This is a genomic window from Bacillus atrophaeus, assembly GCF_001584335.1.
Taxonomy (GTDB): Bacteria; Bacillota; Bacilli; order Bacillales; family Bacillaceae; genus Bacillus; species Bacillus atrophaeus.
Genome location: NZ_LSBB01000001.1, coordinates 372,277 through 396,760, shown reverse-complemented (window position 1 = coordinate 396,760; position 24,484 = coordinate 372,277). Strand labels below are relative to the sequence as shown.

Below are 24,484 nucleotides of genomic sequence, written 5' to 3'. Positions count from 1 at the left end.
CTCCTCCGTATCCTTGATGTCCGTATACTGCAGCTTTACTAAAAAGCTTTCCCTCGGACAGAAATATTACTCAAAAAATTATTTTGCAATTACTTTTTTGTATTGCGGTGACCACATTGCATCAAGCACTGCTTGTCTTACATCTTCCGGATGTACATTAGCTACGCCGTCTTTGATGGCTGCTTCTGCCACGTCAATCGCAACTCGGATTGAAACCTCTTGAAGATCATCAATACTTGGAAGCAATCCTGCTCCAGGTGTTTCAAAGTCGACCATTTCCGCAATTGCGTTTGCTGTTGCAGCAAACATTGCAGGTGTAATGACGCTTGCTTCGACTACAATTGAACCAAGTCCAAGGCCTGGGAACGCAAATGCGTTATTAGATTGTCCGATTTCATATGAAACGCCGTTGTATTCAACATTGTCAAACGGGCTTCCCGTTGCAACAAGCACTTTTCCGTCCGTCCATTTGAACAGATCTTCAGGCACTGCTTCAGCAAGATGAGTCGGATTTGACATAGGCATAATGACAGGGCGGTCTACATGAGAAGCCATTTCTTTTACAATATCCTCTGTAAACGCACCTGAAACCCCTGATGTACCGATTAAGATTGTCGGTTTCGCTTGGCGAACCACTTCGTCGAATGGAATTTCACCTTTTTCATTATGTTTCCAATCTTTCACTTCTTCAGTGCTGCGAAGGTAAGGTTTTTGGAAATCAAGAATGCCTTCCATATCGTCTGTCAATAGGCCTCTGTAATCAAGTGTATAGAACGCTTTGTTGGCTTCTTCTTCAGACAATCCAGCAAGAACCATTGTGTCACGGATTTGGTCAGCGATACCGATACCCGCAGAACCCGCTCCAAAGATGACAACGCGCTGATCTTTAATAGAAGCGCCTGTTTTCTTCATAGCTGCAAGCACACCCGCAAGAGTAATCGCACCTGTACCTTGAATATCATCGTTAAATGTCAGGATTTCATGGTTATATTTTTTCATGATATTGCGTGCATTTTTGTTTCCGAAATCTTCCCAGTGAAGAAGCGCTTTAGGGAAGAACTTCAATGCAGCCTTGATATACGCATCAACGAAGGCTTCATAACGTTCACCTTGAATACGCTCATGATGGTTACCGATATATAATGGATCATTAAGCAGCTTTTCATTGTTTGTTCCCACATCAAGCACAACAGGAATAACCCGGCTTGGATCAATACCCGCCGCCGCAGTGTAAACAGCCAGTTTACCGATCGCAATATTAATTCCGCCTACACCCCAGTCACCGATACCAAGGATACTTTCAGAATCGGTTGCCACGATCAAGTCAATATCGCCCGCCGTTGCATGAAGATTTTCAAACGCCTTTTCAATTCCGTCAATGTTGTCAATTGAAAGGTAAATCCCCTGCGGTCTTCTGTATTCATGGCTGTATTCTTGAATCGCTTCACCAACTGTCGGTGTATAAACAACCGGAAGCATTTCACGAAGATGATTTTGTAACAATTTATAGAAAAGAACTTCATTACGGTTTTGCAAGTCATTTAAATAAACATTTTGACGAAGACGGTCAGGCTGGGCTAAAAATTGCTCATACGCGCGTTTCGCCTGCTGGTCAAGAGAAAGTACAGTCGGCGGAAGAAGTCCGTCTAAACCAAGTTCTTGTCTTTCTTCAAGTGAAAAAGCCACACCTTTATTCAAAGTAGGAATGGACAATACTTCTTTTCCTCTTAGAGTCGTTTCCAAATGACCTTCCTGTGTTTTTTTAATGTTATTCAAGCAAATCTCCTTCTTTCTTTTAATTGTTAATCTGGTTAAATAATAAGTCATCTACAATAAAATCGATCATGATCGTTAAACGATTTTTTGACAATTATTCGAACAATGTCTAAAAACTATTTACACTACGTAAGACATTTTATGCCTGCTATAATCAAAATTCAAGTGATGAAAATTACTTAATTTTTTATTACTCTTAATTAAGTTTTTTAACTACAATATTTGTGAAAAATAAAAAACACCGGCTTTTCCCTGCCGGTGTTTTCCAATTTATATATGAACTACTTTCCTGCATTTCCTGCTTTCTCCGGGACCTCGTGATGGTGTCTGCATCTTGCTTCATATGATTCTGACGCCCCGACCAAAATGATAGGATCATCATAAGAAGCAGGCTTACCATTAATAAGGCGCTGAGTACGGCTTGCGGGTGATCCGCAGACAGAACAGACGGCTTGAAGCTTTGTAACTGTTTCAGCCATTGCCATCAAATCAGGCACCACGCCGAACGGTTCTCCCCTGAAATCCATATCAAGACCCGCCGCAATGACACGATATCCTTTATCGGCGAGCGACGACAAGACTTCAATGATCATCCGGTCAAAAAATTGCACCTCATCAACCGCAATCACATCTGTCGTTTCACTGATGTGGTTCCATATTTCAGCAGGAGCGGCAATAACATGGCTTGTCATCGACGTTCCGTTGTGAGAGACAACGGCTTCCTCACTGTAACGGTTATCTATAGCGGGCTTAAATACTCTGACTTCCTGTTTGGCATAAGTCGCTCTCTTCACTCTTCGGATCAGCTCTTCCGATTTCCCAGAGAACATACTGCCGCAAATCAGCTCCAGCCACCCGCTTTGCTTCATTATGTACATAGGCTTCTGCTCCCCTTTCATCACCAGCGTCTATTTTAGACAACATAAAAACAGGCAAGAATTGCTTCTTGCCTGTTGATAAAATCTATTATTACTTAAGACCGTATTTTTTGTTAAAGCGATCAACACGACCATCAGCAGAAGCGAATTTTTGGCGGCCAGTGTAGAATGGGTGGCATTCAGAGCAAATCTCAACGCGTACCTCTTCTTTTACTGAGCCTGTTTCAAATTCATTTCCGCAAGCACATTTAACTGTTGCTTTTTTGAAATTAGGATGAATTCCTGTTTTCAATGTGTCCATCTCCTTCCGCCCTGAATCCCGTGTGGAAACAGAGTTATTATTTCGGAGCATTTGTCCGAAACGCACATGAGAGAATTATATCAGTGAATGACTTTTTTTGCAAATGATTTTTTGTTTTCTCAGCGTCTTGCAGATGATAGATTCGCCTGTTTCCATTCCTGATTCAAAATATCAAAAAACTCTTGATTTGTTTTTGTTTTTCTCATTTTTCTCATGAATTTCTCTGCGAAATCAGGAGAATCAGACATTGTTTTTCGAATCGACCACAAACGGTCAAGATGCTCTTTAGGCACAAGAAGCTCTTCCTTACGTGTTCCGGAACGGCGGATATCAATTGCAGGGAAGATCCGTCTTTCCGCTAGTGAACGGTCAAGGTGAAGCTCCATGTTTCCTGTTCCCTTGAACTCTTCGTAAATGACATCGTCCATACGGGAGCCGGTGTCAACAAGAGCCGTCGCCAGGATGGTTAAGCTTCCGCCCTCTTCGATATTTCTCGCAGCTCCGAAGAAACGCTTCGGACGGTGGAACGCCGCAGGGTCAATTCCTCCGGAAAGCGTTCTTCCGCTTGGCGGGATCACTAAGTTGTAGGCGCGGGCAAGCCGTGTGATGCTGTCCATAAGGATGACAACGTCTTTTTTGTGCTCAACGAGGCGCATGGCGCGCTCAAGCACAAGCTCAGCCACCTTAATATGATTTTCCGGAACTTCATCAAACGTTGAGCTGACGACATCGCCTGCCACTGAACGTTCAATATCCGTTACTTCCTCCGGTCTTTCGTCAATTAACAGCACGATCAGCTCTGCTTCCGGCTGATTCGCTGTGATGCTGTTGGCGATTTCTTTTAACAGCATCGTTTTACCGGCTTTTGGCGGCGCTACAATTAATCCGCGCTGTCCAAAACCTACAGGCGCCATCATATCCATAATTCTCGTAGATAAATAATTCGGTTTTGTTTCAAGGACCATATGACGGTCAGGATAAAGCGGCGTAAGAGCAGGGAAATGAACGCGTTCTTTCGCGGATTCCGGATCATCTCCATTTACTGCTTCAACGTGCAAAAGTCCATAATACCGTTCATTTTCTTTCGGAGGACGAACCTTGCCCGATACTTTGTCTCCGTTTCTCAAATCAAAACGGCGGATTTGAGAGGCAGAAATATAAATATCTTCCGAGCTTGGAGAGTAATTAATCGGTCTCAGGAAGCCAAAGCCCTCGGATTGGATAATCTCAAGCACACCTTCCATGAACAGAAGATCTTCCTGCTCGGCATTGGCTTTCAGAATGGCAAAGATCAATTCTTTTTTTGTCAGTTTGCTGTAGTAGGAGATTTTATAATGTCTTGCAAGTTCATAAAGTTCTTTTAACTTCATGTTTTCCAAAGAGGAAATAGATACGTCTTTCATAAAAACACCACGCTTTTCATAGTCAATGTATTGCTTGATTGCCGTACATATTCGTTTGGCTGCTTGTTGCATCATCCGCCAAAGCACTTTCTTTTTTTAACGTAAAGGAACTTCTATCGGTAACACTTCCACCCATTATCGGCGCTTTTTTAAAAGGATTATCTTTATGAGTTTTGAAGGAAGCGAGGACAAAAACATGAGAAGATCAATATTTATATCGTCTGTATGCGGTAGAAATTAAAACTTTCCTAGTGCTTAAAAGAAGTTAATACGCAGAAAAATCGCAGCACTCTTTATTTTTACCTCATTTCAAAGGATTATTCAACTTAAATAACACTTTGACATATAAATGATAGGGTTGACTCTTTTTTGCAAAAGAAAAGCGGGATCATCTACCCGCTTTTTCTCTCTCTTATGGACGGATGACCAAATTTGGTTTTTTCTTAAGGCTGTGTCTTCCGTCAACAAATCGGACTGTGCCGGATTTTGCTCTTATAACCAAGCTTTCTGTCGTACCGACAGAGCCTTTGAATTGAACGCCTTTCAACAGCTCGCCGTCCGTGACGCCCGTAGCCGCGAAAATGGCATCGTCGCCTTTTACAAGGTCTTCCATGCGGAGGACTTTGTTTACATCTAGGCCCATTGCTTCACAGCGCATTCTTTCTTCATCGCTTTGCGGAAGCAGCTTGCCGATGATCTCTCCACCAAGAGCTTTCAGAGCGACAGCGGAAAGCACACCTTCTGGGGCGCCGCCTGATCCAAACAAGATATCAACGCCTGTATGGTCAAAGGCAGTGTTGATGGCGCCGGCGACATCTCCGTCGTTGATGAGCTTGATTCTGGCACCGGCCTCACGAAGCTCAGAAATGATTTTTTCGTGTCTTTCACGGTTTAAGATGGTAGCAACGACATCCTCAATATCTTTGTTCTTTGCTTTCGCCACCGCTTTTAAGTTATCAATGATAGGTGCTTCGATATCAATGCAGCCTACCGCTTCAGGACCGACTGCAATCTTTTCCATATACATATCAGGAGCGTTCAGCAGGGTGCCGTGATCAGCAACCGCAATAACCGTCAGCGCGTTCCAGCCGCCGCTCGCTAAAATGTTCGTGCCTTCAAGAGGATCAACTGCCACATCGACGCGCGGGCCGTAGCCGTTGCCGAGCTTCTCGCCGATATAAAGCATTGGCGCCTCATCCATCTCGCCTTCACCGATTACCACGGTTCCTTTCATAGGAACCGTATCAAATACATCTCTCATTGCGCTTGTCGCAGCGTCATCCGCCTCGTCTTTTTTCCCCCGGCCCATCCATCTTGCAGATGCCAATGCGGCCGCTTCTGTTACACGTACCAATTCCATTGATAAACTTCTTTCCATCTCAGCACGATCCCCTCTCACAATTACACATTCTAAGAATTTTGCAACTGTTCTATCTCTTCGTCTGTCAGCCTTTCCCGCCAGATTGTGGCTCCAAGACCTTCCAGTTTCTTTTCCAGATCGCTGTAGCCTCTGTCCAAATGCTCTAAACCGGTAATTTCCGTCACACCGTCGGCCATCAGCCCGGCGACGACAAGACAGGCGCCCGCCCTCAAATCACTGGCCTTGACTTTGGCGCCTTGCAGCTCGACAGGACCGGTAATAATGGCGGATCTTCCTTCCACCTTCATATTGGCTCCCATTCGTCTCAGCTCGTCAATATGCTTGAACCTTGCCGAGTAAATGGTGTCCGTCACGACACTTGTCCCTCTCGCCTTTGTCAAAAGCGATGTCATCGGCTGCTGCAGGTCTGTCGGAAATCCCGGGTATACAAGTGTTTTCACATCTACAGGCTTTAATTCTTTTTGGCCGCCGACAATCAATATTTGGTCGTCGCTTGTTTCAATATGAAAACCCATTTCTCTCAGCTTTGCCGTTAAGGATTCAAGATGAGTCGGAATCACATTGTCGATAATGACTTCCTTGCCCATTGACGCACCGGCGATCATAAATGTTCCGGCTTCTATTCTGTCTGGGATAATCGTATGTTTGCAGCCATGAAGCTCTTTTACGCCGTCTATCCGTATGACATTGGTTCCGGCGCCTTTAATTTTTGCGCCCATGCTGGTCAGGAGTGTGGCGACATCTATAATCTCAGGCTCCTTCGCCGCGTTTTCTATCAATGTTTTTCCTTCAGCGAGCACGGCGGCAAGCATAATATTAATGGTAGCCCCCACACTGACGACATCCAGGTAGATCCGGGCGCCTCTCAGCTTTTCAGCACGCAGATAAATCGCGCCCTGTTCATTTGTCACTTCGGCTCCAAGCGCTTCAAAGCCTTTTATATGCTGGTCAATCGGCCTCGGACCTAGATGGCAGCCTCCCGGCAGACCAATCACCGCTTGTTTGAAGCGTCCGAGCATCGCACCCATTAAATAATACGAGGCGCGCAGTTTTTTCACTTTTCCGTTAGGGAGCGGCATGCTGATCATCGAAGTGGGGTCAACAACCATTTCTCCATTTTCAAAATGGACGCTGCCGCCGATTTCTTTTAACAGATCACGCAGCGTTTCAATATCTGAAATCTCCGGAAGCCCTTCTATGGTCACTTCGGAATTTGCCAAGATGGTTGCAGGTATCAAAGCGACAGCGCTGTTTTTTGCGCCGCTTATATGTACTGTTCCATTTAACGAGTCGCCGCCGGCAATATTCAACTTTTCCATGATAGTCTCCTTCCTTAAGAAGATAGCTGCGGAGCGTAAATAAAATGGCATTTTATTCTGTCTCTGCAAATAAAAGCCCATGTCCAAAATCTAGCCAATTCGAAGAGAAAGAATACAACACAATGTGAATTATCGGGAAGAAAATAGCGAAGCTTTGCGGGGCATTGGTTTCACATGTTGTACAGAGACCCGGCCGTCTTTTAGAAATCCGGCAAAACGCAGCACGTACACCCTTCAATCCCGGCGATGCGCAAGAGCAAGAATCATACCTTAGCGCCCAAAGGTCCGCTGTATGAGCTTATAAAAACGAAGGCTGCGGCAAACAGACAATAAGCCGGCCGTTTGCCGCAATCTTCATTACTTATTCCAATCAGCCAAGAATTGTTCGATACCTTTGTCTGTCAATGGGTGCTTTGTCAGCTGATGAATGACTTTAAGCGGCATTGTGCCGATATGAGCCCCTCTTAACGCAGCCTCAGTTACGTGCTGGGCATGGCGGATGGATGCCGCAATGATCTGCGTATCTAATCCGTGCACGTCAAAGATTTGTTTGATTTCAGAGATCAGTTCAAGGCCATTGTGGCCGATATCGTCAAGACGGCCTAAGAAAGGAGAGACATAGGTTGCGCCGGCTCTTGCCGCAAGAAGCGCCTGATTCGCACTGAAAATCAGCGTGACGTTCGTTTTTATGTTCAGATCACTCAACGCTTTGACCGCTTTTAAACCGTCAGAAGTCATTGGGATTTTCACTGTGATATTAGGGGCGATCTTCGCCAATTCTTTTCCTTCTTCAATCATCTCTTCAGCGTTGAGGGAAATAACCTCTGCGCTTACTGAGCCCGGCACCACTTCAGTGATTTCGCGCAGGCGGTCGTGGAATGATACGTTCGCTTCCTTCGCTACTAAACTAGGATTTGTCGTAACACCCGCAAGAACCCCTAATTCATACGCTTCTTTAATTTCATCAATATTTGCTGTATCAATAAAAAACAACATTTTGAAGAACCTCCCTGGTTAAGAAATTTCTGAACTGTGGAACATGTTTGCGCTTTCTAACGATAGACATAAAACCGCCTGTCAAAGCTGTCAGGCGGTTATGAATTAAATTAAGCTTGGTTTGAAGAACCAAATTCACGCATTTTACCGATAACCGTTGCTTTAATCGCTTCGCGAGCAGGTCCGAGGTATTTACGCGGATCGTATTCGTTTGGCTTTTCTGCTAGTGTTTCGCGAACAGCTTTTGCAGAAGCAATTTGGTTTTCAGTGTTTACGTTGATTTTGGCTGTGCCAAGTGAAATTGATTTTTTAATGTCGTCAGTCGGAATTCCAGTACCGCCGTGAAGAACTAGCGGAAGACCAGTTGATTTACCGATCGCTTCCATTTCTTCGAAACCAAGGTTTGGTTCACCTTTGTAAGGACCGTGAACAGAACCCAATGCAGGTGCAAGGCAGTCGATGCCAGTGCGTTCAACAAGCTCTTGGCACTCTTTAGGGTCAGCGTAGATTACGCCTTCTGCGATAACGTCATCTTCTTGTCCGCCGACTGTTCCAAGCTCAGCTTCAACAGATACGCCGTGGAAATGAGCAAGCTCAACCACTTTTGAAGTTGTTTCTACGTTCTCTTCAAACGGGTGATGAGAAGCGTCGATCATAACAGATGTGAAACCTGCATGAATCGCTTTTGCACAAGATTCAAAGCTTGAACCGTGGTCTAAGTGAATCGCAACAGGAACTGTCACATTATATTCTTCGATAAGTGCTTTCACCATAGCTACGACTGTTTTAAAGCCGCCCATGTAGCGTCCCGCACCTTCTGATACACCAAGAATAACTGGAGATTTTTCCTCTTGAGCAGCTTGTAAAATTGCTTGAGTAAACTCCAGGTTGTTTAAATTAAATTGTCCAACAGCATATCCTTTTTCTTTAGCTGTATTCAACATTTCCGTCATTGAAACTAAAGGCATGTCGAAAGTCCTCCTTATGTAGCCTGATTTGCTTCTAGCGAAAAAAGCTTTCCACCCTAGCATGACCATAAATTCTCGTCATATGTAAATTCTCAGATCGCTTTTTCTCCACCTCTAGGATACCAACTTTTCGACAAATCGGCAACATAATGGCATGATTCAATTTGTTTCTTATTTTTGTCAGTTTGATTTCAGCGGCAAATATTTTTTCACCGCGTCCCGGATTTCGTCAATATCAAAAGGCTTAGCGAAATGTGTAAGCGCACCCAAGTCTTTTGATTCCTGAATCATATCCAGCTCGCCGTATGCGGTCATGATGATCACACGGATGCTTTCGTCGATAACCTTCATTCGTTTCAGAATCTCGATTCCGTCCATACCTGGTATCTTCATATCCAGGAGAACAAGATCAGGGCGTTCCTTTGTCACGATGTCGAGCGCCTGAAGGCCGTTCGCAGCCTGAAACGTCTGATAGCCTTCTTTATTGAATACTTCATTAAGCAAAATACGAATTCCGTATTGATCATCAACGATTAAAATTTTCTCATTCATCATTTTACACCTCAATGTTATGATTTTCGTCAAAAGTAAGCAGTAGTTAATGTATTCTGTTTGATTTTCTCATTTCCTTTAATTATAATAGTCTACTTTCCGACATTTTCTGAGCAATTTCTCTTTTGTTATATACTAAATTGTACGTTATAAAGGAGGCTTCACCTATGTTGAAAATATTCACAACGCAATTGACAGGCATTTTTTCACGCATTCAGGATAAGGAATCAGAAGCAATTGAAGATGGGGCCCGGTTGCTTGCGCAGGCCGTGGTCAGCGGACATTCCATTTATTTATATGGAGCGAATGAATTGCAGGGCATTCTTCAGGAAGCATCTGCCGGCAGAGAACCGTTTCCTTCAGTAAAAGTCTTTCCTGACAGCATTGAACATATAACTGAAAGCGACAGGGTGCTCATGTTTTGTTCGAGTCCGGGAACAGAGGAAGAACAGGCGCTTGCGAAAGAGCTGTATGAAAAAGGCGCCGGCGTTGTATGTGTGTCACCCGTTGTGAAGGATCAAAACGGAATTGAACAATACTGCGATGTTCATATTGATACAAAATTAAAAATGCCCCTCGTACCTGATGAGGATGGCACAAGGTACGGATTTCCTTCTTTGATGGTAGGTCTGTACGTGTACCACGCGCTGTCTTTTACATTAAAGGAGATTCTTCAAGAGTATGCTTAGCCTATTGTACAGGCCGAATGACAGAAATACCAAATAAAAAAGACTTGCACGTTTTGACAAACGGCAAGTCTTTTTTTATTATTTCTGGTCTGAAGCTTCCACAGAGGCTCCGATAAAGTCTTTGAATAAAGATTGAGGTTTTGTCGGTCTTGATTTAAATTCAGGATGGAACTGGGATGCCACGAACCATGGGTGATCCTTCAGTTCGATGATTTCCACAAGACGTCCGTCCGGGCTTGTGCCTGAGAATACAAAACCGTTTGCTTCCATCTGCTGTCTGAATTCGTTGTTGAACTCGTAGCGGTGGCGATGGCGTTCGTAAACCACTTCATCTTGATATGCTTCAAAGGCTTTTGTTCCTTCTATTAGCTTACAAGGGTAAAGGCCTAGGCGGAGCGTTCCTCCAAGGTCTTCCACATCCTTCTGTTCAGGCAGAAGGTCAATGATCGGATATGGCGTTGAAGGATCAATTTCAGCTGAATGAGCACCTTCAAGTCCTAACACGTTTCTCGCATATTCGATGGATGCCACTTGCATACCTAAGCAAATACCGAAGAAAGGAACTTTGTTTTCACGCGCGTATTTTGTCGCAATGATTTTTCCTTCCACGCCGCGATCGCCGAATCCGCCTGGAACGATGATGCCGTCTGTGCCGCTTGTCAGCTCATGGATATTGCTTTCTGTCACTTCTTCGGCATTGATCCATTTCACTTTCACATCAGCGTCAAACGCGTAACCCGCGTGGCGAAGTGACTCAACAACAGAAATATAAGCATCTTGAAGCTCTACATATTTGCCCACGAGACCGATTGTCACGGTTTTAGACAAATTGCTTACTCTGTTGACAAGCTCTTTCCACTCTGACATTTCTGCATCCTTACATTCTAAGTTCATATGATTGCAGACAAGCTTATCAAGTCCTTGTTTTTGCAGTTCAAGGGGAATGGAGTACAGGTTGTCCGCATCTTCACATTCAATAACCGCTTTCGTGTCGATGTCACAGAAAAGAGCAATCTTGTCTTTCATATCTTGTGAGATCGGCATTTCAGTGCGGACCACAATGATATTAGGCTGAATGCCTAAGCTTCTTAATTCTTTCACACTGTGCTGGGTCGGCTTTGTTTTCAATTCTCCCGCAGCTTTAATATAAGGCACGAGTGTACAGTGAATGTACATTACGTTTTCTCGTCCGATGTCACTTTTCATTTGGCGGATCGCTTCAAGGAACGGCAGGGATTCAATATCTCCTACTGTACCTCCGATTTCTGTAATGACAACATCCGCTTTTGTTTCTTTTCCTGCGCGGTAAACACGGTCTTTCAGTTCATTAGTGATATGGGGAATAACTTGAACCGTTCCGCCCAGATAGTCTCCTCTGCGCTCTTTTTTCAGAACCGTGGAGTAGATTTTACCTGTTGTTACGTTGCTGAATTTGTTTAAGTTAATGTCGATAAAACGCTCATAGTGGCCTAAGTCTAAGTCTGTCTCAGCTCCGTCATCTGTAACGAAAACCTCACCATGCTGGTATGGGCTCATAGTTCCCGGGTCGACGTTGATATACGGGTCAAATTTTTGGATTGTCACATTCAGTCCTCTGTTTTTCAGCAAACGTCCCAATGATGCGGCAACAATACCCTTTCCAAGCGAGGATACAACTCCCCCGGTCACAAAAATATATTTAGTCATTTTCGATTGCTCCTCTCTTCGGTCTAAGCTACATTCTTTAAAATGTACCGTTTTATAAAAAATCATTTAGTTTTTTTGCTTCTATTTCTAAATGATTATGCAAAGAAAATACCGTTATATCGGGGTGAAAATAAGAAAGCTCCCTTTCAATTTCTTGAAAGGGAGCGTAGCATTCGTATGAATTCCTCTTCTTTTTGAAGAGCCCAAAATACATACTACATAGTTCGACTATGAAAGTCAAGATGGTTTTATTTCGGAAAAAAGAATCCGCCTTCTACTCTTTTTTCTCCTCATCTTCATCTAAGTCATCTTCTTCATCTTCTTCATCGTCAATCAGATCTTCATCGATGTCTAAGTCTTCTTCTTCGTCATCGTCTTCATCAATATCATCAAATTCGTCAGCCTCAAGATCCAGCTCTTCCTCAACTTCATTCAAATCGATATCATCTTCATCGACCACTTCAAATTCATCAAGGTCAAGATCTTCTTCGACAGCCTTCTTCGCTTTTTTCTTTTTCGCCTTAACGGTCGGCTGTGTTTCTTCATCCAGCTGATCATAAGGATACCAGCTGCGAAGGCCCCAAGTCTGGTCAGACAAAGCCAAGAATCGGCCGTCTATATTTAAGTCTGTATAAAACTGTGCGATCCGGTCTCCCAAATCTTCTTTTTTTACACCGAGCAATGAAGCAATTTCATTTAAAAGCTCCTGAAAAGGAACTGGTTTTTTACTGTCTGAAAACATTTCATGAGCGATTTCAACTAAAGCCATTTCCTTTAGCTGTTCCTGTGAATATTGTTTGATACCCAAGGTCAGACACTCCCTTTCTATTACTTATATGTATCTGTTTTTATCCTATAATAAAAGCGATTTTGTATTGTTCTTAAGACAAACCATACCTCTCATTATAAACAAAATAAAACAGATTATGCTACCCTAAACAGTGTTAATTTAAGATTTTTTAGCGGAGTGCCGCCTTTGGGCTGAATTGGAATGATAGAAACGTGCTTTAATTCGCGAGCATCCTTGAAATCACCAGCCTTTGAATTTCTTGGGTTCCTTCATAGATTTGAGTGATTTTCGCGTCTCGCATATAGCGTTCAACCGGGTAATCCTTTGTATAGCCGTAGCCTCCGAAGATTTGAACGGCTTCCGTTGTAACCTTCATCGCCGTATCCCCCGCTAACAGTTTAGACATCGCGGAAGCTTTTCCATACGGAAGCCCCGAGGATTCCAGCCACGCAGCCTGATAAGTCAAAAGCCTCGAGGCTTCTATCATTGTCGCCATGTCGGCAAGCTTAAAGGCGATGGCCTGCTGCTCTGCAACAGGCTTACCGAACTGTTTTCTTTCCTTTGCATACTGAAGCGCCGCATCTAAGGCGCCTTGAGCGATACCGACGGCCTGCGCCGCAATGCCGTTCCGTCCGCCGTCAAGCGTGCTCATCGCGATCTTGAACCCTTCCCCTTCCTCGCCGAGACGGTTTTTTGCGGGCACGAGGCAGTCTTCAAAGATAATTTCTGTTGTCGGTGAGGAACGGATGCCGAGTTTTTTTTCTTTTTTGCCTATGGAAAAGCCTTCGAATCCTTTCTCAACGATAAAAGCAGTTACACTTTTTTTCCTTTGTTCAGGGTCAGTAACGGCAAAGACAATGTAAATATCAGCCGCCCCGCCGTTCGTTATAAAGATTTTCGAACCGTTTAATAAATAGTCATCTCCGATTCTTTCGGCGACGGTTTTCATTCCACCGGCATCTGATCCCGATCCCGCTTCAGTTAATCCGTAAGCGCCGATCTTCTCTCCGAGGGCAAGCGGTGTAAGATACGTCTGTTTTTGTTCCTCCGTCCCATAAGCATAAAGCGGCCAGCCGCAAAGGGAGGTATGGGCGGAGAGCGTCACCCCCGTTGAAGCGCATACCTTAGAGAGCTCCTCCACCGCAATGACATAGGCAAGATAGTCGCTTCCGATCCCTCCGTATTGTTCAGGCCAAGGTATGCCCGTCAGCCCCAGATCAGCCATCTCTTGAAACAGCCCTCTGTCGAAGCGTTCTTGTTCGTCACGTTCTGCTGCTGACGGGGCTACTTCATTCTTCGCAAAGTCGCGAACCAATTTTCTAATCATTTCATGTTCATCTGATAAATTGAAATTCATAGCTTCTCCTCCGCCTTCACTGGTTCACCTTGATGACTGCCAAAGACAGATTGAGCCAGAAGTTCAGCGACATCGTATGTTCCGACGCGGTCTTCTGCTTCTTTTGCTTTTGTGCCGTCGCCAAGCATCGTGAGGCAATACGGACAGCCTGAACTGATGATTGACGGGTTAACGGATAGCGCCTGTTCTGCCCTGGCGACATTGATTCTGTTGCCCGTTTCTTCCTCCATCCACATTAATCCCCCTCCGGCTCCGCAGCACATTCCGTTTTCCCGGCTGCGCTCCATTTCTGTCAGCCGGACGCCCGGGATTGCTTTTAAAATGGTTCTCGGCGGTTCATACACTTCATTGTACCTGCCCAAATAGCATGAGTCATGGAAGGTGATGGTTTCATTTACGGGATGCTTCGGTTTGAGTTTTCCGTTCTTCACCAAGTCGGCCAGCACTTCGGTATGATGAAAGACCTCGCCTTGAAATCCGAAATCAGGATATTCATTTTTAAATAAATTGTATGCGTGCGGGTCGATGGTCACAATTTTTTTCACATCATTTTTTTCAAATTCAGAAATATTTTTTTCGGCCAGCTCTTGAAATAAAAACTCATTTCCGAGGCGGCGCGGCGTATCTCCTGAGTTTTTTTCTTTATTGCCGAGAATGGCAAATGAAACGCCGGCTTCATTCATCAGCTTGGCGAAGGTAACGGCGATTTTTTGGCTCCGGTTATCATATGAACCCATGGAACCGACCCAGAATAAATACTCGAATTCTTTATCTGCTTTTTTCATTTCTTTTACAGTAGGTATTTCTACGTCTGAAGCTGCGTCCCGCCAGTTTTCGCGTTCTTTGCGGTTCAAGCCCCATGGATTTCCTTGCCTTTCGATGCTTGTCATCGCCCGCTGCGCGTCACTGTCCATCTTTCCTTCAGTAAGAACCAGATAACGGCGGAGGTCGATAATTTTATCCACATGCTCGTTCATGACAGGGCACTGGTCCTCACAATTTCGGCATGTGGTGCAGGCCCAAATTTCTTCCTCTGTAATGACGTCTCCGATTAAGTCCGGACTGTATTCAGCGGCGGCAGCGGCTTCCTTTGACCCGCTTGCGGCAGAAGCGGCCGCAAGCTGGTTGCCTTTCGTATGCTGAAACGCAAGCGCAGGCACCCACGGCGATCTCGATGTGACGGCAGCGCCTTTTTCAGTCAGATGGTCTCTCAGACGTAAGATTAAATCCATCGGCGACAGCATTTTTCCGGTGCCGGAAGCCGGGCACATATTGGTGCAGCGACCGCATTCCACGCACGCATATAAGTCAATGAGCTGGGACTGACGGAAGTCCTCAATGTTTCCCACGCCGAAACTTTCTTTTGTTTCATCAGTGAAATCAATCTTCTCAAGCTTGCCCGGCGCTGTCAGTCTGCTGAAAAAGACATTCGCGGGTCCGGCGATTAAATGCGCATGCTTAGATTGCGGCACATATACTAAAAAGCTCAGCAAAATCAACAGATGCGCCCACCAAGCAACATAGAACACGGCGGCGGCTCCGGTCTCTCCTATTCCTCCAAGCAGAAACGCAATCGCCGATGCGATCGGTTCGCTCCAAGAAAGGCTGTGATGGTGCCAAATGAGATTCATTCCGTTTCCAAGTAAAACAGTCAGCATCAGCCCGCCGATGAAGATGAGGACAAGCCCTGATTTAAACCCGCGTTTGAGTCTGACAAGCTTCTCAATGTAGCGCCTGTGAAACGCCCAGAAAACCGCAATTAAGATAAGAAAGGTGACGATTTCCTGAAAGAAGGTAAATGCAGGATATACCGGCCCAAGCGGCAATCGCCTGTCCGGAAGCAGTCCTTTTATAATAAAATCAATTGCTCCGAACTGGACGAGAATGAATCCATAGAAAAATAAAACGTGGATGATCCCGCTTTTTTTATCCTTGAGCAGTTTTTTCTGGCCGAACACATTCACCCAAATGCGTTGAAGCCGTTCTTTCAACCGTTTGTCAAATTGCTCCCTTTGGCCGAGTCTGATATAAGCCAGCCTTGTTTTGATCAAATAAAAAAACAGATAGACAGCGTAAGCGGTTACAAGCAAAAATGCCAGTGTATTCACGACGAGAAAGCCGCTCATTCCGATTCCCCCTTTATTCTCCTTCAGACTCTGATCCCCATTCCGAATCTGTATAAGGTTATCTTTATCATAAATAATGAATGAGTGTTCAGTCAATAATTAAATTTCCTTTCTCTGGGCACACTACAGTTACTTCAGGAAAGGAGTGTCTTAATGAAGGTCTTTTTTGCAATTCTTATTATTCTAATCCTCCTGTTCGCCTTGTTGCTGCTTGATATATTTCTCGGTCGGGCGGCTTACAGAAAAAAAGCATATGAGCCTGTTTTTTCAAAGAAAAAAAGCGATATCGAACTGATAGATAACGGAAATGTTCTTTTCCAGCGTCTTATGGATGACATCCGCCAAGCCTCATCTTCTATTCATGTGTTGTTTTTTATCATGAAAAACGACGAGGTCAGCCATGATATGTATGCTTTGCTGAAGGAAAAAGCCAAAACCGGAATGCCCGTATATTTGCTGCTGGACTGGGCCGTCGGACGCACGATAAAAAAAGACACTCTGAAAACGATGAAAAGCGCCGGTGTCCGGGTTTATTTACTTAACCGGCCCGCCTTCCCTTATTTTTTCTTTCGTATGCAAAAACGCAATCATAGAAAGCTCTCGGTGATTGACGGGAAAATCGGCTATGTCGGCGGATTTAATATCGCGGGTGAATACCTTGGCAAAAAAGCGAAATTCGGTAATTGGGAAGACTATCACCTGCGAATGACGGGAAAGGGCGTAGCCGACCTTCAAACGGTTTTTTTAGAGGATCTCAAGCGAAATGGCGGTCCTGCTGAAACAGCCTCAGATGTCTTCCCTCAGCTTCCGCAAGGGAATCTCTCTCATACCATCTATGCGAGTGATGGTTTTTCTCTTGAGGAAAGCTATTTATCACACATCCGTCTTGCCAAGCAGAGCATTATCATATGCACGCCTTATTATATTCCGAGCAAGCGGCTTCAGCAGGCGTTGTTAGAAGCAAGAAAAAACGGCGTATCGGTTACGCTTATTGTCCCTATGAAATCGGATCACCCGCTGGTCAGAGAGGCCGGCTTCACTTACTATGCTGAGCTGTTGGATGCAGGCTGCATGATTTATCGTTTTTATCAAGGATTTTATCATGTGAAAGCAATGGTTATAGATGACATCATCAGCATTATCGGCACGGCTAATTTTGATAAGCGCAGCTTTTTTTTGAATGAAGAGATGAATGTTGTCATTGATGATGAGGCATTTACAAAAACAGTGCTGGAAACCATTGAGCTGGATATCAAAAAATCTGATCTGCTGACGAAAGAATATTATAAAAAGCGTTCAATTCGGCAAAGACCGGCAGAATGGCTCGGCAAAGCGCTATCTTATTTTTTGTGAAGGAGAGATCCTATGATTTTCAGATTTGGGTACGTGTCAAATGCGATGAGCCTGTGGGATGCGTCTCCGGCAAAAACGCTGACATTCACCCGTTACGCTGCGCTTTCGAAAACAGAAAGAAAGGAAGCGCTTCTTTATACAACAAAGGCCAATCTGAACAATACCCTGCGGACCATCTATTATACAATCGGCCATGACATCCCGTTATACCGTTTTTCAAGCTCAATCGTACCGCTGGCCACCCATCCCGACGTCATGTGGGATTTTGTCACTCCTTTTCAGAAAGAGTTTCGGGAGATCGGGGAGCTTGTGAAAAAACACAATCTCAGAACAAGCTTTCATCCCAACCAATTTACGCTGTTTACCAGCCCGAAAGAAACCATTACAAAAAACGCCGTGACCGATATGGCTTATCATTATCATATGCTCGAAGCGATGGATATTGCTGATCGCTCGGTCATTAATATTCACATCGGCGGAGCTTATGGTGATAAAGCCGGCGCAATTGACCGTTTTCATGAAAATATAAAACAGCTTCCGGAGGAAATAAAACAGCGGATGACGCTCGAAAACGATGATAAAACGTACACAACCGAAGAGACCTTGGCTGTCTGTGAGCAAGAGGGAGTTCCGTTCGTCTTTGATTATCATCACTTTTACGCAAATCCAACGGATGAAGCCGATCTGAATGAAGCGCTGCCCAGGATGATTAAAACGTGGAAAAGAATCGGTTTGCAGCCGAAGGTCCATCTCTCATCTCCCAAATCAGATAACGCCATTCGCAGCCACGCCGATTATGTCGATGCTAATTTTTTGCTGCCGTTATTGGAGCGTTTCAGACAATGGGGAACAAACATTGATTTTATGATTGAGGCCAAGCAAAAAGACCGCGCGCTTCTCCGGCTTCTTGACGAATTAAGCGCAATTCGCGGAGTCAAGCGGATTGGGGGCGGAACATTGCAATGGAAATCGTGATAAAGCTTGGATATGCTCATGCAGGTTTAGCGCCTGCACATAAAGGGAACGTTCCCTGTAACAAGCGTCATCAATCGAACAGAACAATAGATGGAGGAAAAAAACCATGAAAAACATAAAATCTCTCAAAATCGCCGCACAGGCTTTTACATTAAAAAATTTGATTCAGCTTTATCAGCTTTGCCATTCAGGAAGCCATGAACTATATATTTACTCTAAAAAAACCATGTGTAAAATTAGAGATTTGATTGAGCTGGAAACGTTTAGAATGGCTCATAAAGAAAATGAGTATTTAATTGTAATCGAAGGAAAAAAAGCGGATCATATGATTGAAAAGTTCCAAGGCTTGATTGAGCCGGCAGAAAAACAAGTTCACTAATATTACATATATAAGAATAGATAAAAGCGCCAATCAACGCTTTTATCTATTCTTTTTTAATTCTCTTAGGTTGCTTCATAATGAAGCTGCGCCGCCTGTCCGAAACGCCGCATATCCGTTAAACGAAGCTTTGTCTCAGTCTGATGCTCATGGAACAGCGGAATGCCGCTTCCCAGCATGACCGGAATCATAGTCATGATAAACTCGTCTATTGCCCCTTCTTTTATCAGCGTATGAGCCAGCTCCGCCCCGCCTGCGATCCAGATGTTGGAGCCACTCTGTTTTTTTAACCGCTGAATGAAATCTTTCATATCTTCATGAATGAATATGACATGTTCATCTGAAAAACGGTCCGGCGTTTTTGTCAGAACATAACATGTTTTATCCTTGTATGGAAAATCAGCCGCGAGGACTTTTATATGTTCATATGTGCTGCGCCCTAAAATGACAGTATCAATGGTTTGATAAAAATCTCCGTACCCATTGTCGCCCTCTCCTTCAAAGTCATCCAGCCAGTCAATGCTTCCATCCTCTCTTGCGATAAAACCGTCTACTGAAGCGGCAATGTAGAGAATCGTTTTTCGGTTCATCTTTTTTCCTCCTAAATGTGCAGATATAAAAAGCGTACCACATGATCTGTGATACGCCTTAACAAATTCTGCTAATGCACCATTTCCCCGAACTGCGCTTGATGCAGCCTGCTGTAAATGCCTCCTGACGCGATCAATTCACTGTGGCGGCCCTGCTCGGCGATTCCGTCCTTAGTGACGACAACGATCCGGTCGGCGTGTTTAATCGTTGCCAGCCTGTGGGCGATGATAAGCGTTGTCCGTCCTTTTGACAGCTCTTGCAGCGCCTTTTGGATGGCGGCTTCTGTTTCTGTATCAAGTGCGGATGTCGCTTCGTCAAGAATAAGGATAGATGGGTTTTTCAAAAACATTCTGGCAATCGACAAACGCTGCTTTTGGCCTCCCGACAGCTTAACGCCGCGCTCGCCGATAAGCGTGTCCAAGCCTTCTGGATAGCTGTTCACAAGCTCTTCCAGATGGGCTTGTTTGACTGCCTTCCATATCTCCTCTTCTGTCGCTCCTAATCGGCCGTAGGCGATATTTTCCCTCAGTGTTCCGGCAAACAAGAAGACATCCTGCTGGACGATGCCGATCTGCCCGCGGAGAGACGGCACTTTTATCTCTTTAATATTGATCCCGTCTATCGTAATGTCTCCTTCAACGGTCTCGTAAAAACGCGGGAGCAAACTGCACAGCGTTGATTTCCCGGCACCGGACGGACCTACGAACGCCACTGTTTCTCCTGCTTTGATCGACAGGCTGACATTTTTCAAAACATTGCTGTTTTCTTCATATCCAAATGATACATTTTGATATCTGATATCTCCTTTTAACGCAGATACCTCTCTTGCTTGAGGTGAATCCTGAATATCCGGCTCTGTCTCCATCAGCTCCATATAGCTTTTAAAGCCCGCAATTCCCCTCGGATACATTTCAATGATGGCGTTGATTTTATCAATCGGCCGGAACAGCACATTCGTTAACAGAACAAATGCCACAAATTCCCCGTACGTTAATGATCCGCGAATGACAAACCACGTTCCGCACAGAAGGACAAACAGCGTGACAAACCGTGTCAGCATATAGCTGATTGAGCCGTTTTTCGCCATGATTTTGTATGAGGACAGCTTAGTCAGGCGGAAGCGCTGATTATTTACAGCGAAGCGCTCTTTTTCAAACTCTTCGTTGCCGAACGCTTGAACGAGCCGGATGCCTCCGATATTATTTTCCACCCGCGCACTGAAATCTCCGATGTCCTTGTTCAGCATTGTGAACGCTTTGGTCATCTTTTTGTTGAAATAAAGCGCAAGCCAAATGACGACCGGCATGATGATAAACGTTAATAAAGCGAGCTGCCAGTTAATAAACAGCATAACCCCGAACGCTCCGAGAATCGTCATAATGGCGATGAACAAATCTTCAGGTCCGTGATGCGCGACTTCTCCGATGTACATTAAATCGTTCGTCAGCTTGGACATTAATTTTCCCGTCTTGTTGTTGTCATAAAATTTAAAAGACAGCTTTTGAAGATGGTCAAAAAGTGATTTTCTCATATCTGTTTCGATATTGATGCCGAGCATATGCCCCCAGTAGGTGACGATATATTGGAGGCCTGAGCTGATTGCGTATACCGCAAACAACGCGATAGAGGTCGCGATGATCAGCCCCCAATCTCTTCCCGGAAGCAATGTATCAATGAAATAATTGACGATCAAAGGAAAACTCAGCTCCATTAAGCCGCCTGCAATCGCCGAGAAAAAGTCGAGAAAGAACAAGGTTTTATATGGTTTATAGTACGCAAAAAATTGACGCAGCACACAATCTTCCCCCAATGCACGAATAATCGTTGATAAGATTTCTCAATTATACTATACACTGGTTGTTTTGAAAGATAGATTTTCTTTTTCTTACAGGACACCTGAAAATAAGCGGGCAAACGATTCTTTTGTCCGATCGGCCATTCCTCTTTTATAAAAGCCGACAGGGCTGATTTTCTCACTTTCCAGCATATCCTCTTGGAAATGGGTTTCGAGCTCCCGGATCGCTTCGTCGTCCGTGAAAAAGACGTTCACTTCAAAATTGAGCTGAAAGCTGCGCATGTCCATGTTCGCGGTGCCGACTGATGCGAGATCTCCATCAATAATCAAGACTTTTTGATGCATAAAGCCTTTTTGGTACGAATACACTTCAATGCCCTCGAGAAGAAGCTCCGGAAAATATGATCTCGACGCGTATTGTGTTAAAAAGCTGTCATTGGTCTCCGGCACCATGACACGAACCTGCACGCCTTTTGTTGCGGCGGCCTTCAGAGCGGTGCGGATCGGTTCATTCGGAACAAAATAAGGCGTTGCAATCCACACTGATTTCGACGCAGATGAAATCATTTCATAATAGAGGTCGCTCATGCTTTCCTTCATGTCAGGACCTGTCGCGACAATTTGATAAATGCCGCCGCCCTCCGCAGGGACCGGCGTATTGTATGCTTTTTGATCGATCAACACTTCATTTGATATGTATTCCCAATCAAGCATAAAGATGGCGTGAAGCGTTTGCACAATTTCTCCTTCCAGCCGCAGGTGTGTATCTCTCCAAAATCCGATGCCCTGATCTCTGCTGATATATTCTTTTCCGACATTCAATCCGCCGACAAAACCGACCTTGCCGTCTATGACCACGATTTTCCGGTGATTTCTGAAGTTGAGTTTCTGGTTGAAAAATCCGTACTTCAACGGGGAAAACGGAACGATGTCTACACCCGCTTCTTTCAGTTTGAAGATGTCCTTCCCCGCCAATTTGATGCTTCCCGCCGCGTCGTATAAAAACCGCACCTCGACACCCTGGCGCGCTTTTTCGATCATAATATCCATCATGCCATGGCCAAGCATATCTGACTTAAACATGTAGTATTCAATATGTATATAAGACTCCGCTTCCCGCATCGCTTTGAAAATCTCGGGAAAGGTTTGTTCCCCGTTTTTCAGCACTTTTATATTACTTTTCGTATTAATATTCATATGTGTGGCCCTGATCGAATAAGTAAAGAATCTTTCTTGATTGTCCTTAAGCCCCTTCACTTCAGGCGTTTCCTCCTTATCAAACAGCTTGCGGAGCTTTTCTCTGTTGTACATTCGCTTTGTTTTAAAAAGCTTGCCCTTCACATAGAGCTGTCCGGAAAACAGATAGAACATGTAGCCTGCGATCGGAAAAAAGACGAGGATATGTATCCATAACAGCGTATGCTGAGATGTTCGGTTTTCAAGAATTAAGGAATAAATACTGAAAAGAATGATGCTGACATAACATAGCAAACCTCCGTAAAACTCCAGCCTGGAAACCGGAAAAAACCATATGATGTACGCCCCGATGAGCATAATGTATAAAAAGAAAAATTCCAGTCTCCTTTTGAGCATCTGTATTCTCTCCAATCTGATCCGATTACCTCCGTATTTCCTCTTATTTCTAACTTTTAAACCTTTCTATGAAAAAAAGCCCCCTCGCTCTGGGCGAAAAGGCTTATGATGATGCTTCCTGCGACTGGCCCGGACTGATGCTTTTAAGCAAGGCTAGGAAATATTACTATTTTCATATATAAAAATAACAGTATTTTTTCTGACGAACAAACACCTTGTCAGAAAATGTCTTACATTTTTATTTTTTTATATAACATTCCGCTTCGGTGTATCCTTACACCGAAAACCCCCCTTTATCTGACTAAGGGGGGGTTCTTTTACATATGCTGCATATTTCGTTTTGAACGTTTGCGATACACCACATAACTGCGGGTCAGATACTTGAGCGGCAGGCTGAACACATGAACCAATCTCGTAAATGGCCACATGATAAAAACAACGTATCCCATGATGATATGAAGCTTAAACCATTGGGGGACACTCTCCATCAGGGAAGCGTCAGCCCGGAACAAAAAGATTTGCCTGAACCACGGACCGACTGTTGTCCGGTAATCAAATCCTTTAGAATCAATGTTTAAAAACGTCGCCGCTACACCTGAAAACATCACAAACAATAACAGGAACAGCGTGAGAATATCTGATGCAGAGCTTGTTTTCCGGATTCTTTTGTCGAACAGCCTTCTAAATGTCAAAATGATGAGTCCAGTCAATGCAGTGATCCCCGCCGGCAACCCTACCCCAATCGCCATTTTGTGATAAATATGTTCTGTGACGCCAATAGCATGGTAAAAGCCTTCAGGAATTAAAATTCCCATGATATGTCCGCCAATGACAAATAACATCCCCCAATGAAAGAGAGTGCTGCCTACCGCTAGCTTTTTCTTTTCTAACAGCTCGCTTGATTTGGCGGTCCAGCCAAACTGGTCATGTTGATAACGATAAATATGCCCGCCTATAAATATCGTAAACACCATGTAGGGCATGATGACCCACAGGATCTGCCCGCTCATGTTCGGACAGTCCCTTCACTGCTTTCATACACGCCGATGTCTTGCAGCGCGGTCAGCAGCACATCTAACAGTGAAGCATATATACTTTGGTTTTCATTTAGACGGGATGTGAGCTCCTGCAAATTAGACAGATATTTCTCAAACACACTCCTCGCTGCCTCGATCTCCGTAATGGCCGCGAATTCCAGCATAAGCGGCAGATAATCGGGAAGTTCTTTCTCTGTCGGGAGGAAGCCGGATTGCTGATATGTGTTTTTTAAATGAAGCAATTCAATGCCGCGTTCCCTTTGTTCACCTGAATTGAAGTAGGTGACGTACATATTCGTTTTTTTCCCAAAATCGAACGTGTATACATAATGTTCAATCAGCGCTTCTTGAGAAAAGCCGGCCGATGTCTTTAAAAAGTGAAACAGTTTCTCCCGGATTTGCTGATTTTCGATCTCGCGGATAAGATCTTGCCATTCGGGATGTTCGGTTCTCCACTCTTCATCAGGATAAGAGAGAAAATAGGAAAGCGCTGAGAAAATAATTTGCCGGTCTGTGGTGTTCATCGTGTTACACCTCAT

The 24,484-nt window shown here is 44.4% G+C and carries 22 protein-coding genes and 1 pseudogene; 4 read left to right on the top strand and 19 right to left on the bottom strand.

The features are described 5' to 3' along the window. Positions 1 to 78: 78 nt before the first annotated feature. The 10 genes and pseudogenes from malS to spo0F form a co-directional block, all read right to left on the bottom strand. Positions 79 to 1,776 carry an oxaloacetate-decarboxylating malate dehydrogenase gene (gene malS / locus AXI57_RS01920; RefSeq protein WP_003326532.1) on the bottom strand — a complete coding sequence of 566 codons (1,698 nt, stop codon included), beginning with the start codon at positions 1,774 to 1,776 and terminating at the stop codon, positions 79 to 81. Between the two features lie 281 nt (positions 1,777 to 2,057). Beyond that, entirely contained in the window at positions 2,058 to 2,654 is a 597-nt protein-coding gene (locus AXI57_RS01915) for a thymidine kinase (protein WP_061669091.1), read from the bottom strand. Positions 2,655 to 2,745: 91 nt separating this feature from the next. Next, positions 2,746 to 2,946 (bottom strand): 50S ribosomal protein L31, encoded by a 201-nt coding sequence (gene rpmE / locus AXI57_RS01910; RefSeq protein WP_003326530.1) that lies wholly within the window; start codon positions 2,944 to 2,946, stop codon positions 2,746 to 2,748. Between the two features lie 128 nt (positions 2,947 to 3,074). Then, positions 3,075 to 4,358 (bottom strand): transcription termination factor Rho, encoded by a 1,284-nt coding sequence (gene rho / locus AXI57_RS01905; RefSeq protein WP_003326529.1) that lies wholly within the window; start codon positions 4,356 to 4,358, stop codon positions 3,075 to 3,077. Between the two features lie 22 nt (positions 4,359 to 4,380). Continuing rightward, positions 4,381 to 4,556: pseudogene (locus tag AXI57_RS21900) on the bottom strand (hypothetical protein). A 214-nt stretch (positions 4,557 to 4,770) separates the two neighbouring features. Continuing rightward, positions 4,771 to 5,736 carry a class II fructose-bisphosphatase gene (gene glpX / locus AXI57_RS01900; protein ID WP_061669090.1) on the bottom strand — a complete coding sequence of 322 codons (966 nt, stop codon included), beginning with the start codon at positions 5,734 to 5,736 and terminating at the stop codon, positions 4,771 to 4,773. Positions 5,737 to 5,768: 32 nt separating this feature from the next. After that, the gene (locus tag AXI57_RS01895; RefSeq protein WP_003326527.1) at positions 5,769 to 7,058 is read right to left on the bottom strand and encodes a UDP-N-acetylglucosamine 1-carboxyvinyltransferase; all 1,290 of its coding nucleotides are present in this window, start codon (positions 7,056 to 7,058) and stop codon (positions 5,769 to 5,771) included. 357 nt (positions 7,059 to 7,415) lie between these two features. Then, complete coding sequence (fsa, locus tag AXI57_RS01890; RefSeq protein ID WP_003326526.1) at positions 7,416 to 8,054, bottom strand: fructose-6-phosphate aldolase; 639 nt, start codon at positions 8,052 to 8,054, stop codon at positions 7,416 to 7,418. A gap of 110 nt (positions 8,055 to 8,164) precedes the next feature. Next, positions 8,165 to 9,022 carry a class II fructose-bisphosphate aldolase gene (locus AXI57_RS01885; RefSeq protein ID WP_003326525.1) on the bottom strand — a complete coding sequence of 286 codons (858 nt, stop codon included), beginning with the start codon at positions 9,020 to 9,022 and terminating at the stop codon, positions 8,165 to 8,167. A gap of 180 nt (positions 9,023 to 9,202) precedes the next feature. Then, positions 9,203 to 9,577, bottom strand: a complete 375-nt coding sequence (gene spo0F, locus AXI57_RS01880) for a sporulation initiation phosphotransferase Spo0F (protein WP_010790218.1) — start codon at positions 9,575 to 9,577, stop codon at positions 9,203 to 9,205. A gap of 164 nt (positions 9,578 to 9,741) precedes the next feature. Between spo0F and AXI57_RS01875 the strand changes: the two genes are divergently transcribed. Then, the gene (locus tag AXI57_RS01875; RefSeq protein WP_061669089.1) at positions 9,742 to 10,263 is read left to right on the top strand and encodes a DUF2529 domain-containing protein; all 522 of its coding nucleotides are present in this window, start codon (positions 9,742 to 9,744) and stop codon (positions 10,261 to 10,263) included. A gap of 78 nt (positions 10,264 to 10,341) precedes the next feature. On the opposite strand, the gene pyrG is transcribed toward AXI57_RS01875, so the two are convergent. The 4 genes from pyrG to AXI57_RS01855 all read right to left on the bottom strand — a co-directional run bounded on the left by pyrG (position 10,342) and on the right by AXI57_RS01855 (position 16,222). Beyond that, positions 10,342 to 11,949, bottom strand: a complete 1,608-nt coding sequence (gene pyrG / locus AXI57_RS01870) for a glutamine hydrolyzing CTP synthase (RefSeq protein WP_003326522.1) — start codon at positions 11,947 to 11,949, stop codon at positions 10,342 to 10,344. A gap of 274 nt (positions 11,950 to 12,223) precedes the next feature. Further along, on the bottom strand, positions 12,224 to 12,757 hold the full coding sequence (gene rpoE, locus AXI57_RS01865; RefSeq protein ID WP_061669088.1) for a DNA-directed RNA polymerase subunit delta: 534 nt from the start codon (positions 12,755 to 12,757) through the stop codon (positions 12,224 to 12,226). A gap of 199 nt (positions 12,758 to 12,956) precedes the next feature. Then, entirely contained in the window at positions 12,957 to 14,096 is a 1,140-nt protein-coding gene (locus AXI57_RS01860; RefSeq protein WP_003326521.1) for an acyl-CoA dehydrogenase, read from the bottom strand. Then, the gene (locus tag AXI57_RS01855) at positions 14,093 to 16,222 is read right to left on the bottom strand and encodes a (Fe-S)-binding protein (RefSeq protein ID WP_061669087.1); all 2,130 of its coding nucleotides are present in this window, start codon (positions 16,220 to 16,222) and stop codon (positions 14,093 to 14,095) included. The genes AXI57_RS01860 and AXI57_RS01855 overlap by 4 nt, the downstream gene beginning before the upstream one ends. Before the next feature lie 153 nt (positions 16,223 to 16,375). Between AXI57_RS01855 and cls (AXI57_RS01850) the strand changes: the two genes are divergently transcribed. From cls (AXI57_RS01850) to AXI57_RS01840, 3 genes are all read left to right on the top strand, one after another. Continuing rightward, complete coding sequence (gene cls / locus AXI57_RS01850; RefSeq protein ID WP_061669086.1) at positions 16,376 to 17,575, top strand: cardiolipin synthase; 1,200 nt, start codon at positions 16,376 to 16,378, stop codon at positions 17,573 to 17,575. A 12-nt stretch (positions 17,576 to 17,587) separates the two neighbouring features. Further along, complete coding sequence (gene uvsE, locus AXI57_RS01845) at positions 17,588 to 18,550, top strand: UV DNA damage repair endonuclease UvsE (protein ID WP_003326517.1); 963 nt, start codon at positions 17,588 to 17,590, stop codon at positions 18,548 to 18,550. A 106-nt stretch (positions 18,551 to 18,656) separates the two neighbouring features. Next, a complete protein-coding gene (locus tag AXI57_RS01840; protein ID WP_003326516.1) occupies positions 18,657 to 18,929 on the top strand; it encodes a hypothetical protein in 273 nt (90 codons plus the stop codon). Positions 18,930 to 18,994: 65 nt separating this feature from the next. On the opposite strand, the gene AXI57_RS01835 is transcribed toward AXI57_RS01840, so the two are convergent. From AXI57_RS01835 to narJ, 5 genes are all read right to left on the bottom strand, one after another. After that, positions 18,995 to 19,519, bottom strand: coding sequence for a dihydrofolate reductase family protein (locus AXI57_RS01835; protein ID WP_061669085.1), 525 nt, complete (start codon positions 19,517 to 19,519; stop codon positions 18,995 to 18,997). Positions 19,520 to 19,590: 71 nt separating this feature from the next. Further along, positions 19,591 to 21,315, bottom strand: a complete 1,725-nt coding sequence (locus AXI57_RS01830; RefSeq protein WP_061669084.1) for an ABC transporter ATP-binding protein — start codon at positions 21,313 to 21,315, stop codon at positions 19,591 to 19,593. Positions 21,316 to 21,405: 90 nt separating this feature from the next. Next, complete coding sequence (gene cls / locus AXI57_RS01825) at positions 21,406 to 22,908, bottom strand: cardiolipin synthase (protein ID WP_061669083.1); 1,503 nt, start codon at positions 22,906 to 22,908, stop codon at positions 21,406 to 21,408. Positions 22,909 to 23,225: 317 nt separating this feature from the next. Beyond that, a complete protein-coding gene (narI, locus tag AXI57_RS01820) occupies positions 23,226 to 23,918 on the bottom strand; it encodes a respiratory nitrate reductase subunit gamma (protein WP_061669082.1) in 693 nt (230 codons plus the stop codon). Next, complete coding sequence (gene narJ, locus AXI57_RS01815; RefSeq protein WP_061669081.1) at positions 23,915 to 24,469, bottom strand: nitrate reductase molybdenum cofactor assembly chaperone; 555 nt, start codon at positions 24,467 to 24,469, stop codon at positions 23,915 to 23,917. The genes narI and narJ overlap by 4 nt, the downstream gene beginning before the upstream one ends. Between the last annotated feature and the right edge of the window lie 15 nt (positions 24,470 to 24,484).

Bases quoted from the DNA above. Each gene is read 5' to 3' on its own strand.
- AXI57_RS01915 (WP_061669091.1), bottom strand. From the start codon at position 2,654: ATGTACATAATGAAGCAAAGCGGGTGGCTGGAGCTGATTTGCGGCAGT.
- rho (WP_003326529.1), bottom strand. From the start codon at position 4,358: ATGAAAGACGTATCTATTTCCTCTTTGGAAAACATGAAGTTAAAAGAA.
- glpX (WP_061669090.1), bottom strand. From the start codon at position 5,736: ATGGAAAGAAGTTTATCAATGGAATTGGTACGTGTAACAGAAGCGGCC.
- AXI57_RS01895 (WP_003326527.1), bottom strand. From the start codon at position 7,058: ATGGAAAAGTTGAATATTGCCGGCGGCGACTCGTTAAATGGAACAGTA.
- fsa (WP_003326526.1), bottom strand. From the start codon at position 8,054: ATGTTGTTTTTTATTGATACAGCAAATATTGATGAAATTAAAGAAGCG.
- AXI57_RS01885 (WP_003326525.1), bottom strand. From the start codon at position 9,022: ATGCCTTTAGTTTCAATGACGGAAATGTTGAATACAGCTAAAGAAAAA.
- spo0F (WP_010790218.1), bottom strand. From the start codon at position 9,577: ATGATGAATGAGAAAATTTTAATCGTTGATGATCAATACGGAATTCGT.
- AXI57_RS01875 (WP_061669089.1), top strand. From the start codon at position 9,742: ATGTTGAAAATATTCACAACGCAATTGACAGGCATTTTTTCACGCATT.
- pyrG (WP_003326522.1), bottom strand. From the start codon at position 11,949: ATGACTAAATATATTTTTGTGACCGGGGGAGTTGTATCCTCGCTTGGA.
- AXI57_RS01860 (WP_003326521.1), bottom strand. From the start codon at position 14,096: ATGAATTTCAATTTATCAGATGAACATGAAATGATTAGAAAATTGGTT.
- AXI57_RS01855 (WP_061669087.1), bottom strand. From the start codon at position 16,222: ATGAGCGGCTTTCTCGTCGTGAATACACTGGCATTTTTGCTTGTAACC.
- cls (WP_061669086.1), top strand. From the start codon at position 16,376: ATGAAGGTCTTTTTTGCAATTCTTATTATTCTAATCCTCCTGTTCGCC.
- uvsE (WP_003326517.1), top strand. From the start codon at position 17,588: ATGATTTTCAGATTTGGGTACGTGTCAAATGCGATGAGCCTGTGGGAT.
- AXI57_RS01840 (WP_003326516.1), top strand. From the start codon at position 18,657: ATGAAAAACATAAAATCTCTCAAAATCGCCGCACAGGCTTTTACATTA.
- AXI57_RS01835 (WP_061669085.1), bottom strand. From the start codon at position 19,519: ATGAACCGAAAAACGATTCTCTACATTGCCGCTTCAGTAGACGGTTTT.
- cls (WP_061669083.1), bottom strand. From the start codon at position 22,908: ATGCTCAAAAGGAGACTGGAATTTTTCTTTTTATACATTATGCTCATC.
- narI (WP_061669082.1), bottom strand. From the start codon at position 23,918: ATGAGCGGGCAGATCCTGTGGGTCATCATGCCCTACATGGTGTTTACG.
- narJ (WP_061669081.1), bottom strand. From the start codon at position 24,469: ATGAACACCACAGACCGGCAAATTATTTTCTCAGCGCTTTCCTATTTT.